We start from the raw sequence: 12,676 nt of genomic DNA on the forward strand, positions 1-12,676 counted from the left end.
TCCACTAGGTGTCAGAGGGCGAACGGCAACACCGTATGAACCGTCTGCCGCTGCGCCAAGCGCTGCTGGAACTCCTTTGGGTCATGGATCAACACATCCTGCCCGGCAAACGATTCGGCGGCGATCAACCGCGACAACCAGAACCGCACGCATGCCACGCGCAACAGGGTCGGCCATAGCTCGGCCTCGGCAGCCGTGAACGGCCGCAACGCTGCATAAGCACCCAGCAACGCCCGGGCCCGGGCGCCATCGAGCACGCCGTCGTCATCCGAGCACCAGTCATTCAGGGCGATGGCGACGTCATACAGCATCGGCCCGGAGCAGGCGTTATAGAAGTCGATCAACCCGGTCAGGTGCGTGCCTTCGAACATCGCATTGTCGCGGAACAGATCGGCGTGGATGTTGGCCCGGGGCAGCGCCAGGATGCCGACCTTCTTCAACGAAATTTCTTCCAGCGCAGCCTCCAGCAGCTGACGCGGTTCGGCGTCGAGGTGCGAAAGCAGTTTGCCGCCCTCCTCCTCCATCCAGTCCAGGCCGCGATCGGTCTTGCGCTTGATCATGTTGCCTTTGGTCGCCAGGTGCAGATGGGCGAGCAATTCGCCGACCTGGGCGCAATGCTGGGCGTTGGCCTGCTTGATGTGCTTGCCGGCCAGGCGCGGTTGCAGCAGCGCCGGTTTGCCCGCCAGCTCCCGCAGCGCGACGCCGTCGGTGGTGCGCAAGGCGTAAGGCACCGGCAGGTTGGCGTCGTGCAGCACGTCCAGCAGTTCGATGAAGAACGGCATTTCCTGCACCGGGCCGCGCTCTACCAGGGTCAGGACGAACTCGCCCTGCTCCAGGCTGATAAAGAAATTGGTGTTTTCGCTGCCAGCGGCGATCCCCTGGAAATCAAGCAAGCGGCCGAGCCCGTAAGGGGCGAGAAAGGTTTCCAGCTCGGGCCGAGCCAGGGGCGTGAACACAGACATGGTTAAACTGCCAGTACGGGCGCCCTTCAGCGGGCGCCGGTTGAAGTCGCGAGCGGTATTACCACTCAAAGATTTTCCACGAAGGGATCAGCATATCCGGCTGGTCCGAGCGGATGAAGTTTGCATCAGTGCCGTCGGCGCGTACCAGGAAATAAGGCTTGCCGTTCTTGGGCGTGACCTTGATCGCGTACAAAAAGCCGTTTTGCCGATATTCCTGAATGGTTTTATCGCCTTCGGTGCGGATGGTGACATCCGGGTCCGCCGAGGGCGCGTCATCCGCCGCCATGACGGCCAGCGGGGTGAATGCAAACAAGCCAGCCAGTAACAGGCGATTTAGTGTACGCATGATAACCTTGTCCCTTTGTCGTCAACGGTCCCGCTATTCTAGCCCCGGACCCGCCGAAAAGGTTGATCCTGCTCATGAGCCAAGCCCCCCTCGTCCTGGTGGACGGTTCTTCTTATCTGTACCGCGCCTTTCATGCGCTGCCACCGCTGACCACGTCCAAAGGCCTGCCGACCGGTGCGGTCAAGGGCGTGCTGAACATGCTCAAGAGCCTGCGCAAGCAGTATCCGGACAGTCCGTTCGCCGTGGTGTTCGACGCCAAGGGTGGGACGTTTCGCGATGCGCTGTACGCCGAATACAAGGCCAACCGCCCGAGCATGCCCGACGACATGCGCGTGCAGATCGAACCGCTGCACGCCAGCGTCAAGGCCCTGGGCTTCCCGTTGCTGTGCGTGGACAACGTCGAGGCCGATGACGTGATCGGCACCCTGGCCCGCAGCAGCGCGGCGGCCGACCGTCCGGTGGTGATCTCCACCGGCGACAAGGACATGGCGCAGTTGGTCGACGGGCACATTACCTTGGTCAATACCATGACCGGTAGCGCCCTGGATGTGGCTGGCGTGAAGGAGAAGTTTGGCGTCGCTCCGGAGCAGATCATCGATTACCTGGCGTTGATGGGCGATTCGTCCGACAACATCCCGGGCGTCCCGGGTATCGGACCGAAGACCGCTTCCGGCCTGCTGGTGGGCGTCAACGGCGGCCTGACCGAGCTGTACGCGCAACTGGACATCGTCGCCACCTTGCCGATCCGTGGCGCCAAGACCCTCGCCGCCAAGCTCGAAGAACACAAGGAAATGGCATTCCTGTCCTACGAACTGGCGACCATCAAGACCGACGTGCCATTGGATGTCGGCCTTGACGACCTGCAAATGGGCACGCCCGACCACGAGAAACTGGCCGAGCTGTATACGTTGCTGGAGTTCAAGAGCTGGTTCGAAGAAAACCAGCGGGACGCCAAGCGTGCCGGCCAGGAGATCGTCGAAGTGGCCGACGAACAGCCCGGCGCTGCCGAGGCCAAGTACGAGGTCATCCTCGACCAGGCGCGCTTTGACGCGTGGCTGGCGAAACTGGAAAAAGCGCCGCTGTTTGCCTTTGTCACCGAAACCAACGGCGGCGATGCCCAGCATTCGCAACTCGTTGGCCTGTCGTTCGCCGTGGCCCCGTTCGAGGCGGCCTACATCCCGCTGACCCATTCCTACATGGGCGTGCCGGAGCAACTGGACCGCGACACAGTGCTCAAGGCGCTCAAGCCGCTGCTGGAAAACCCGGACAAGCTCAAGGTTGGCCAGCACGCCAAGTTCGAAACCAACATCCTGGCCAACTGCGCCATTGGCGGTGACCAGAACAACGGCATCCTGGTCCAGGGCATCGCCTTTGACACCATGCTGGAATCCTACGTGCTGGACTCCACTGCGACCCGTCACGACATGGACAGCCTGGCGCTCAAATACCTGGGCCAAAGCAAGACCGATTTCCAGGACATCGCCGGCAAAGGGGTCAAGCAACTGACCTTCGACCAGATTTCCCTGGAACTGGCCGGCCCTTACGCCGCCGAAGACGCCGACGTGACTTTCCGCCTGCACCAGGCCTTGCAGGAAAAGCTGGCCGCCACGCCAAGCCTGGGCCCGGTGCTCAACGACATCGAAATGCCGCTGATGCCGGTCCTGGCGCGCATCGAGCGCCAGGGCGCGCTGGTGGATGCCAACCTGCTGGGCGTACAAAGTGTCGAGTTGGGCGAGAAGTTGGTGGCGCTGGAGCGTGAGGCGTTTGCCATCGCCGGTGAGGAATTCAACCTCGGTTCGCCGAAGCAATTGGGCGTGATCCTGTACGAAAAGCTCGGCTTGCCGGTGCTCAGCAAAACCGCCAAGGGCCAGGCTTCCACCGCCGAAGCGGTGCTCGCCGAACTGGCGGAGCAGGATTACCCGCTGCCCAAGGTGCTGATGCAGTACCGCTCCCTGAGCAAGCTCAAGAGCACCTACACCGATCGCTTGCCGGAACAGATCAACAGCCGCACCGGCCGCGTCCATACCAATTACCAGCAAGCCGTCGCCGCGACCGGGCGCTTGTCGTCCATCGACCCGAACTTGCAGAACATTCCGATTCGGACCGCCGAAGGCCGGCGCATCCGCCAGGCGTTCGTTGCGCCGAAAGGCTACAAGCTGCTGGCGGCGGACTATTCGCAGATCGAACTGCGGATCATGGCGCACCTGGCCAAGGATGAAGGGTTGCTCCACGCCTTTCGCAATGACCTGGACGTGCACCGGGCCACGGCGGCCGAGGTGTTCGGCGTCGACCTGGAAGCCGTCACCCACGACCAACGCCGCAGCGCCAAGGCGATCAACTTCGGCTTGATCTACGGCATGAGCGCGTTCGGCCTGGCCAAGCAGATTGGCGTCGATCGCAAGCAGTCCCAGGCCTACATCGACCGCTACTTCGCCCGCTACCCGGGTGTGTTGGCCTACATGGAGCGCACCCGCGCCCAGGCGGCCGAGCAAGGTTTCGTCGAAACCATTTTCGGTCGTCGCCTATACCTGCCAGACATCAACGCGAAAAACCCGGCCCTGCGCAAAGGCGCCGAGCGCACCGCCATCAACGCGCCGATGCAAGGCACGGCGGCTGACATCATCAAGAAAGCCATGGTTGCCGTGGATGGCTGGCTGACGGCGTCAGGGCTGGATGCGAAAGTCATCCTGCAGGTCCACGACGAACTGGTGCTGGAAGTGCGTGAAGACTTGGTCGACCAGGTTCGCGAAGAGATCCGCCAGCACATGAGCGCCGCCGCTAAGTTGGACGTGCCGCTGCTGGTGGAAGTGGGCGTGGGCAATAACTGGGACGAGGCGCACTGATTCCCACGTCCTGAGGCCTAGGGCTCTTGTGGCCAGGGAGCTTGCTCCCGCTCGGCTGCGCAGCAGTCGCAAACCGGGCGATGCAGTCCGCCTGGAAAAATGCAGGGGCCTGCTGCGCAGGCCAGCGGGAGCAAGCTCCCTCGCCACAGGGAGTCACCGCAATGCCAGCGATGGCTTCGTTAGCTCGGAAAATTCCTACGGTTATTTCCAAAAAAAATCTGAACTAAACCCGTGAATCGCCACTCAGAGATTCTGAATGGCTGGTGAAGCCCTTCAATGCTCCTATGTTGTGTTAAGTGTTGGCAGATATCTGGACCCCGCCCTAGCGGTCCGGAACTTGGACCCCGAACTTCCCCCTCCCCATAAGAAGTCCGGGGTTTTTTTTGCCTGCGATTTGGCTTATTCGGCCTCTTCGCTGCCCTTGTCCGCCAATTCCATCCAGTCCGCCAGCACGGTATAGGCTTCTTCCAAGCCCATGCGCTTGGGTGCCGAGAACAGTTGGATGGTGATCGCGTCGCCCCAGCCCTTGCGAATGTCCGACTGCACTTTGAGCAAGGTATTTTTCGCCGCGCCGTAGGTGAGCTTGTCGGCCTTGGTCAGCAGGATGTGCATCGGCATGCCGCTGGCGACCGCCCAATCGAGCATCAACAGGTCGAAGTCGGTCATCGGATGGCGAATATCCATCATCAGAATCAGACCTTTCAAACTCTCGCGGCTGCCCAGGTAGGCTTCCAAGTGACGCTGCCAGTGTTGCTTGAGCGGGATCGGTACCTTGGCGTAGCCGTAGCCGGGCAGGTCGACCAAACGCCGTTCATCGTCTAGCTTGAAGAAGTTCAAGAGCTGCGTGCGACCCGGGGTTTTCGAGGTGCGTGCCAGGCTCGCATGGGTCAAGGTGTTCAGCGCGCTGGATTTGCCGGCGTTGGAACGGCCGGCAAACGCCACTTCGAAGCCTTCGTCGTCTGGGCATTGATCGACTTTGGCGGCGCTGAGCATGAAGGTGGACTGTTGGCACAGGCCGAGGATAGGGTTCTTCAGTTGCATGGGATTTCCGATGTGGGCGGCGTCGGGAATGGACGCGGCAAGCTGTGTCGTTTCCGTTTCAGTGACGCCAGTATATAATGCCGCAGATTTTGTGTGCGCTTTGTCCCAGCGTAGGATGAAGCTCACGGGAGCGACCGACCGAAATTGCGCATTAGAACGCAGCTCGTTCCCAACCCTGAAAAGGTCGTTTTATGACGAAATGGCTGCTAGCTGCCGGTGTCTTGATGCCGCTTTACAGCGCTCAGGCTACACAGGATCCGGAAGCTGTGTACAACCGTGTTTGTGGTGCCTGTCATTCCGGCCAACTCCCCATGGCGCCCCGCAAGGGCGATCAGGAAGCTTGGACGCCGAGGTTGGCGAAAGGTATGGAGACGCTGGTGCAACACGTGACCCAGGGTTTCAAGGCGATGCCGCCGCGTGGTTTGTGCATGGACTGCAGTGCCGAGGATTACCGAGCCATCATCCAGTGGATGAGCGAGTGAACCCGGTCCATAACTCTTTAACCCTTAGCCGTAGTTGGATTAGCTGATGAACAAACTGATCGTGAGTCTGCTGTTGACCTTGGGGATATCCGGCGTAGCCCACGCCGCTGGCGATGCCAAGGCCGGTGAGGCGAAAGTGGCCGTATGCGGGGCCTGCCACGGCCCGGATGGCAATAGCATGGCGCCCAACTTTCCGAAACTGGCGGGCCAGGGCGAGCGCTACTTGACCAAGCAGCTGAAGGAAATCAAGGACGGCAAGCGTGTCGTGCTGGAAATGACCGGCCTGCTGACCAACCTGAGCGATCAGGACCTGGAGGACATCGCAGCCTACTTCGCCAGCCAGAAGGGCAGCGTCGGCGCCGCCGATCCAAAACTCGTGGCTCGCGGTGAAGCGCTGTTCCGCGGCGGCAACCTGGAAAAAGGCCTGCCAGCCTGCACTGGCTGCCATTCCCCTGACGGCAAGGGCAACGCCGCTGCCGGTTTCCCACACTTGGGCGGCCAGCATGCCCAGTACATCACCAAGCAATTGACCGATTTCCGCAAGGAAGAAGGCGGTCGTGCCAACGACGGTGACGCAATGACCATGCGCACCATTGCCCGCAAGCTGAGCGACGAAGATATCGCGGCAGTTTCCAGCTACATCCAGGGCCTGCACTAAGGCCGTTGCGAGGGGATACACCTCTTGCAACGTTAACGCTCGATTAATCTGTCGATGCGAGCATCAAAAGGGTGGCTTTGGCCGCCCTTTTTTGTGGCCGCTGCCGTTACACTAGAGAACTTGAACCCGCCACGGTCTGTCTTAGAAACAGGCCTTGCCAGGCCCCCTCATTGTCCAGGAGTAAAGCATGCGTAATCTGATCATCAGCGCCGCGCTCGTCGCCGCCAGCCTGTTCGGCGTGACTGCCCAAGCGGCTGAAAAGCCCGCCGCCCCCTATGTCGAACTGGCCAACCCCGTTCCGGTGGCAGCGCCTGGCAAGATCGAAGTCGTGGAGCTGTTCTGGTACGGCTGCCCGCATTGCTACGCATTCGAACCGGTGATCAACCCATGGGCTGAAAAACTGCCTTCGGACGTCAATTTCGTCCGCATTCCCGCCATGTTCGGTGGCCCATGGGACGCCCACGGCCAGATGTTCCTGACCCTCGAAGCCATGGGCGTCGAGCACAAGGTTCACGCTGCGGTATTCAACGCGATCCAGAAAGAAGGCAAGAAGCTGGTCAAGAAAGATGAGATGGCGGACTTCCTCGCCACCCAGGGCGTCGATAAGGACAAGTTCCTCGCCACCTTCGACTCCTTTGCCATCCAGGGCCAGATCAAGAAAGCCCGCGAGCTGGCGAAGAAATACGAAATCACCGGCGTACCGACCATGGTCGTCAACGGCAAGTACCGCTTTGACATCGGCTCTGCCGGCGGTGCCGAACAAGCCCTGCAACTGGCCGACCAGTTGATTGCCAAAGAGCGAGCGGCCACCAAGGCTGTCGCCAACTAAGCGCGGCCCACGCCCATGGCCCGCTGGAGTACCGAACGCATCGTTGGCCTGCATGAACCACGGGTCAACGAGCATCATGTCACGTCCACGGGCCTGCCTGGCGACAGCCGCTTGCGGCTGCTCAGCTTCAATATCCAGGTGGGCATCAGCACCGAGCGCTACCGGCATTACCTGACCCGCGGCTGGCAACATTTGCTGCCGCACACCGGGCGTGCCGGCAACCTGCAGAAAATCGGCGACCTGCTCAAGGACTTCGACCTGGTGGCGCTGCAAGAGGCCGACGGCGGGAGCTTGAGGTCAGGCTACGTCAATCAGGTGGAACACCTGGCCCAACTGGGCGCTTTTCCCTACTGGTACCAGCAACTCAATCGCAACCTCGGACGCCTCGGCCAGCACAGCAATGGCGTGTTGAGTCGCCTGCGTCCGTGGGCGATCGAAGATCATCCGCTGCCGGGCCCCAAGGGGCGCGGGGCGATCCTGGCGCGTTTCGGCGAAGGTCCGGAGGCGCTGATCGTGGTCATGATGCACCTGGCCCTCGGGGCGCGTACCCGGACAATGCAACTGGCCTACATTCGCGAGCTGATCGGCGGCTACAAACATCAGATCCTGATGGGCGACATGAACACTCACGCCACCGACTTGCTGCAGACCTCGCCCTTGCGCGATCTCGGTTTGCTCGCCCCGCAACTGGAAGCAACATTCCCCAGCTGGCGCCCCCAGCGCTGCCTGGACCATATTCTATTGAGCCCGACCCTGACCCTCGAACGCGTCGAGGTGCTGGCCCAACCCATTTCCGATCACCTGCCGGTCGCGGTAGAAATTCGTTTGCCGGGTTCGCTCACGGCCGATGCATTCCCTGCGCTGAGTACTGCCCTCGCGGATCCGAATGAATGAGCGACGACGCCGAACGCTGGAGAGAGAAATACCTCAAGAGCATCGAACAGCAGGAAAAGCTCGAGCGCCGCTGGGATGCTCGGCTCGACTTGCTGCGTCGTGGCCTGGTGCGCAGCACCCTGGCCGCCGAGGGCACTGACCGGGCTGTCGATCAATGCATGAAAGAGATGCGCGAGGTAGTGCGCACCGATGACATGGATGCCGGCCTCGCTGCCCTGCTGCCGCGCCTGGAGAAAGCCGTACTCGATTCCGAGCAACGCCGCGAAACCCGGGTCGAGCAGACGAGCGCTGCGTTGACGGCCCTGGTCGCCCAGTTGCAGAGGCTGCCGTTGCCCAAAGAAGTCAGCCGGCCGCTGAAGAAGTTTGCCAAGCAACTGGAGGACCGAGCCGGCCAGGCCCGGGAGATTCCGCTGCTGCTCAGCGAACTGAGCGGTTTGCAAGGCAAGGCCCTGAGCGCCTTGGACGCCCCTGTCGAACCGAATCGACCCGGCCTGCTGCAACGGCTGTTTGGCGGCCAAGGCCATGAGGAAGCGACGCCGCAGCCCCACGAGCCTGCCCAGGCCAGCGTGGCGTCTGCGCCAGAAACGACTCTGCCGGTAGCCGTTGAGCCGGCAGATGATGCAGCCTCCGTCGCACCAGGGCCAGCACCGCAGCCATTGGTCGCGGAGCAAGCAGCCGAGGCGACGCCCGAACCGGTCGGCCCGGTTGCGCCGCAGACCCAAGTCGCGCCGGCGCCCACTCCGACACCTGTCGCCGAAGTGATTCAGCCAACCAGCGAGCCGGACGAAGCAACCGAGCCCGCCCCGTCGCAAACACCGGTCGCCCACGAGCTCCCGGTAGCAGCGTCCAGCCCGGAGAATCCCGACGAACTGATGCCCGAGGAGGAGCCTCAGGCCCTTCCCGCCTCCTCGTCGCCGCCAACAGAAGTCGAGCCCGACGACCCCCTGGCCGCAGCCGATATCGTAGACGCCCAGTACGCCCTGCCCGACTCGCCGGAGCCGTCCTACAGCTCGGTCGCCAAACACATTGAAGACACCTTGTTGGGCCTGTTGGGCGACCTGACCTTGCCCGAACGCCATCGCCCACAAGCCGAAGCCATGCGTGAGCGGCTTCGAAATGGGCTGAATTGGTACGAACTGCTACCGATCCTCGATGATCTGGCGGTATTGATGCTGGCCATCACCGACACCGGCCAGCATGAGTTCGAAGCGTACTTGCAGCGCCTCAATGATCGGCTGGAGTCCTTCCAGAGCAGCCTGCAAGCCGCCAGTGAAGACCACGCCGACAACCTGTCGGCCTCCCGGCAAATGGACACCCAGATTCGCGAACAGGTGGACGGGCTGCAAAGCAGCGTGCAACAAGCCGATGACCTGGAAGGCCTCAAGCAGGTGCTGGAGAATCATCTTGAAGGCTTGCTCGGCACGATGGACCAACACCGTCAACAACGGGATCAGCGCGAGCAGGAAGTCTCGACGCGCCTGAAAAGCCTGGCCGATCGTGTCGCGCTGATGGAGCAGGATGCCCAGGTCGTGCGGGAAAATCTCGAAGAGCAACGGCAAAAAGCGCTGGTCGATCCGCTCACCGGCTTGCCCAACCGTGCTGCCTGGTCCGAGCGGCTGGAACATGAAGTCGGCCAGTGGCAGCAACACGGCAACAGCTTGCTGCTGGCCATGCTGGACCTCGATCATTTCAAGCGCATCAATGACAACTATGGCCATCTGGCCGGCGACCGGGTGTTGAAACTGATCGCTTCGGTCCTGCGCAAGCGTCTGCGTGGCAGCGATTTCATCGCGCGTTTCGGTGGCGAAGAGTTTGTCCTGCTGGTGCCGGATACGCCCCTGGCCGCTGGCGCCAAGCTGGCCGAGGCGCTGCGCCTGGCCATCGAAGCTTGCCCATTCCATTTCAAGGGCGAGCCGGTGACCGTGACGGTATCGGTGGGCATGACGGCCTTCAAGCCGGGCGAACACAGCGATTCAGTGCTTAAAAGAGCCGATCAGGCGCTCTACCGGGCGAAAAATGCCGGGCGCAACCGCGTGGAGCTGGGCTGAGGGCTAATTGTTCCAATTTGTTTATTATCGTCCCGCGCACCGGATCATCGCGGGGCGATACGTTACACTGTTGCATTACTTCCAGCGCGTAATGCCTTCCGCCATGAAATTTCTTTCGCTCATCGTTGCTTTCATTGTCCTGGCCGGCTGCACCAGCGGCCCGCGGTTCGACACCAGTCGCCCTTCCGTCAACCATGACAACCGCATCCAATTCGTGGTGGTGCATTACACCTCGGCCTCCCTGGAACGTTCCCTGGCCCTTCTGACCCATGGCGAAGTCAGTGCCCATTACCTGATTGGCGACGATAAAGACGCAACCATCTACAAGTTGGTGGATGAAAGCCGACGGGCCTGGCACGCCGGGGAAAGTGAATGGGAAGGTCGGACCTGGCTCAATTCCAGTTCCATTGGCATCGAAATCGTCAATCCAGGTTTCATCGACACGCCCACCGGGCGTCTCTGGTATCCCTACAGCGAAGCCCAGGTCCAGGCCTTGACCGTGTTGCTCAAGGACATCCTGAAGCGCAACGGGCTCAACCCGCGCAGCATCATCGGCCACAGCGACATCGCGCCCCTGCGCAAGCTTGATCCAGGCCCGCTGTTTCCATGGAAGCGCCTGGCACAGGCGGGCTTGGGAATATGGCCGGACGAGCAGGCAGTCGCGCGCCAGCAGGTACTCTTCGCCGCGCAGCTACCGTCCGCCAGTTGGTTCCAGGCCGAACTGGCCCGCCTGGGCTACCCAACGCCCCAGACCGGCGAATGGGACGTGGCCACCCAACAGGTGCTGGCCGCCTTCCAGATGCACTACCGTCCGACCCGATTCGACGGCACACCGGACGCGCAAAGCGCGGCGATTCTGCAGGTGCTCAACCAGACAAAATAATGACGCCCGTCCGACGAATCGGGCCAAATCCAAATCAGAGGCTATAACTCATTGGTAACTTTCGGATTACCGATGATGACGGCTGCCCGCGAAAACCTACAGAGCTGGCTCCATCGCCCCCTTTTCCTGGCGATGATAGCGGCTGCCCTGAGTACCGTCCTGCTGCTGGCGGGCAGTCTGTTCGTGGTGGTGCAGCAGATCCAGCAGCGTGAAAGCGACCAGATGAATGCCCAGGGCGAGCGCTTCCTGCTCCGGCTGGAACAGCTCTTCGGGCAACTGCGTGAAAGCCTCGACGACCTGCAAAACCAGCCCTTGCGCGGCTGCGACGATGACATGATCGCGACCTTGCGCGAGGTCAGCTTCAACTACCGTTTCGTTTATGAAGCGGTGTACATCGACGGCAGCGGCGTTTGTACCAATCGCCCGCGCCCGAGTGGATTGTCGGTGACCCGCCCGCCCGACCTCCGGGGCCCGACCTACAGTTATTGGCTCAATACCACCACCGAACCCGATGAAGACCGCGCGGCGTTGATGCTAGGGCGCGGCAATTTCCGCGTCGCGACCTCCCGTGGACATTTGGCCGACGTGGTCGACCTGCCACCCGGCAGCAGTCTTCTAGTGGTCCTGGATCATGGCGAGCGGGCCATTCCCGTGTTGGGCACCCAACAACGCTGGCCGCCCGCGGAGCCTTGGCCACCGAAAAGCCAAAATGCCTTGCAGGTAACGCAGACCCGGCTGATCTATCGGATGCCCACCGACAGCCCGGAATATCAGCTAGTGCTGATTGCCCAGCGCAACGGTTTCAAGGTTCCGCCCTATGCTTGGTGGATGTTGCCCATCAGCCTGGTGCTGGGCCTGGGGATTGGTTTCCAGGTGTATCTCCTGGCACGCCACCGCCAGTCCATGGATGCCGAACTGCACGGGGCCATTCGGCGCGGTGAACTACAGGTGTTGTACCAGCCGATTTTCGACCTCGACAGCCGCAACTGCGTTGGCGCCGAAGCCTTGCTGCGCTGGCGACGACCGGACGGCACCCTGACCAGCCCGGACTTGTTTATCCCGATGGCCGAAAACACCGGGCAGATCCGCCAGATCACCGATTTCGTGCTGCAGCGGCTGTTCGACCAACTGGGCCAGCTGTTGCGGGCCAATCCGCAGCTGTATATCTCGGTGAACCTGGCGGCCTGCGACGTGATGGTGCCGCGCATTGGCGAAGTCATCGCTCGCCTGCTGGCGTTGCATCGGGTTTCGGCGAACCAGATAGCTTTCGAAGTGACCGAGCGCGGGCTGATCGATGTGTTGGTCGCCCGGGATAACCTGCAATCGCTGCGTGATGTCGGGCACCAGGTGCTGATCGACGATTTTGGCACCGGCTATTGCAGCCTGGCCTACCTGCAGACCCTGCCGGTGGACTGCCTGAAAATCGACAAGGCTTTCATCGACGCCCTGGGCCACGATGCCGCCAGCAGCGGCGTGGCCCCGCACATCATTCGCATGGCCCACGCCCTGGAACTCAAGGTGATCGCCGAAGGCATCGAGCATGAAGCCCAAGCCTCCTATTTGAGCAGCGAAGGGGTGAGGTTCGGCCAGGGCTGGCTGTTCGCCCATGCTCTTAGCGCGGTGCAGCTCATTGAGTTGATTACCCGCGGCCGACGCCTGCGCGGACGTCGCCTTGATGATGAAGCCTAAG

11 protein-coding genes are annotated in these 12,676 nt (G+C 61.7%); 8 read left to right on the forward strand and 3 right to left on the reverse strand.

Translation table 11 applies throughout. The features are described from left to right. Positions 1-11 precede the first annotated feature (11 nt). Positions 12-962, reverse strand: coding sequence for a homoserine kinase (locus HU767_RS03125; protein WP_186706431.1), 951 nt, complete (start codon positions 960-962; stop codon positions 12-14). Between the two features lie 58 nt (positions 963-1,020). Then, positions 1,021-1,308 carry a DUF2782 domain-containing protein gene (locus HU767_RS03130; RefSeq protein WP_053126892.1) on the reverse strand — a complete coding sequence of 96 codons (288 nt, stop codon included), beginning with the start codon at positions 1,306-1,308 and terminating at the stop codon, positions 1,021-1,023. A 74-nt stretch (positions 1,309-1,382) separates the two neighbouring features. Here HU767_RS03130 and polA point away from each other — a divergent pair, with 74 nt between their 5' ends. After that, positions 1,383-4,151, forward strand: coding sequence for a DNA polymerase I (gene polA, locus HU767_RS03135; RefSeq protein ID WP_186706430.1), 2,769 nt, complete (start codon positions 1,383-1,385; stop codon positions 4,149-4,151). A 399-nt stretch (positions 4,152-4,550) separates the two neighbouring features. Here polA and yihA read toward each other — a convergent pair whose 3' ends face one another. After that, the gene (gene yihA / locus HU767_RS03140) at positions 4,551-5,192 is read right to left on the reverse strand and encodes a ribosome biogenesis GTP-binding protein YihA/YsxC (protein WP_186706429.1); all 642 of its coding nucleotides are present in this window, start codon (positions 5,190-5,192) and stop codon (positions 4,551-4,553) included. 191 nt (positions 5,193-5,383) lie between these two features. Between yihA and HU767_RS03145 the strand changes: the two genes are divergently transcribed. The 7 genes from HU767_RS03145 to HU767_RS03175 all read left to right on the forward strand — a co-directional run bounded on the left by HU767_RS03145 (position 5,384) and on the right by HU767_RS03175 (position 12,675). Then, on the forward strand, positions 5,384-5,674 hold the full coding sequence (locus HU767_RS03145) for a c-type cytochrome (RefSeq protein ID WP_003196231.1): 291 nt from the start codon (positions 5,384-5,386) through the stop codon (positions 5,672-5,674). A gap of 46 nt (positions 5,675-5,720) precedes the next feature. Beyond that, on the forward strand, positions 5,721-6,332 hold the full coding sequence (locus tag HU767_RS03150) for a c-type cytochrome (RefSeq protein ID WP_186706428.1): 612 nt from the start codon (positions 5,721-5,723) through the stop codon (positions 6,330-6,332). Positions 6,333-6,519: 187 nt separating this feature from the next. Then, the gene (locus HU767_RS03155) at positions 6,520-7,161 is read left to right on the forward strand and encodes a thiol:disulfide interchange protein DsbA/DsbL (RefSeq protein ID WP_186728486.1); all 642 of its coding nucleotides are present in this window, start codon (positions 6,520-6,522) and stop codon (positions 7,159-7,161) included. Positions 7,162-7,176: 15 nt separating this feature from the next. Then, the gene (locus HU767_RS03160; RefSeq protein ID WP_186706426.1) at positions 7,177-8,055 is read left to right on the forward strand and encodes an endonuclease/exonuclease/phosphatase family protein; all 879 of its coding nucleotides are present in this window, start codon (positions 7,177-7,179) and stop codon (positions 8,053-8,055) included. Continuing rightward, complete coding sequence (locus HU767_RS03165) at positions 8,052-10,103, forward strand: GGDEF domain-containing protein (protein WP_186728487.1); 2,052 nt, start codon at positions 8,052-8,054, stop codon at positions 10,101-10,103. Before HU767_RS03160 ends, HU767_RS03165 begins: the two co-directional genes overlap by 4 nt. Before the next feature lie 103 nt (positions 10,104-10,206). Next, a complete protein-coding gene (locus HU767_RS03170; RefSeq protein ID WP_186728488.1) occupies positions 10,207-10,986 on the forward strand; it encodes an N-acetylmuramoyl-L-alanine amidase in 780 nt (259 codons plus the stop codon). 75 nt (positions 10,987-11,061) lie between these two features. Then, the gene (locus HU767_RS03175) at positions 11,062-12,675 is read left to right on the forward strand and encodes an EAL domain-containing protein (RefSeq protein WP_186706423.1); all 1,614 of its coding nucleotides are present in this window, start codon (positions 11,062-11,064) and stop codon (positions 12,673-12,675) included. Position 12,676: the final 1 nt, after the last annotated feature.

The organism is Pseudomonas sp. SWRI179, from assembly GCF_014268705.1.
Lineage (GTDB): Bacteria > Pseudomonadota > Gammaproteobacteria > Pseudomonadales > Pseudomonadaceae > Aquipseudomonas > Aquipseudomonas zanjanensis.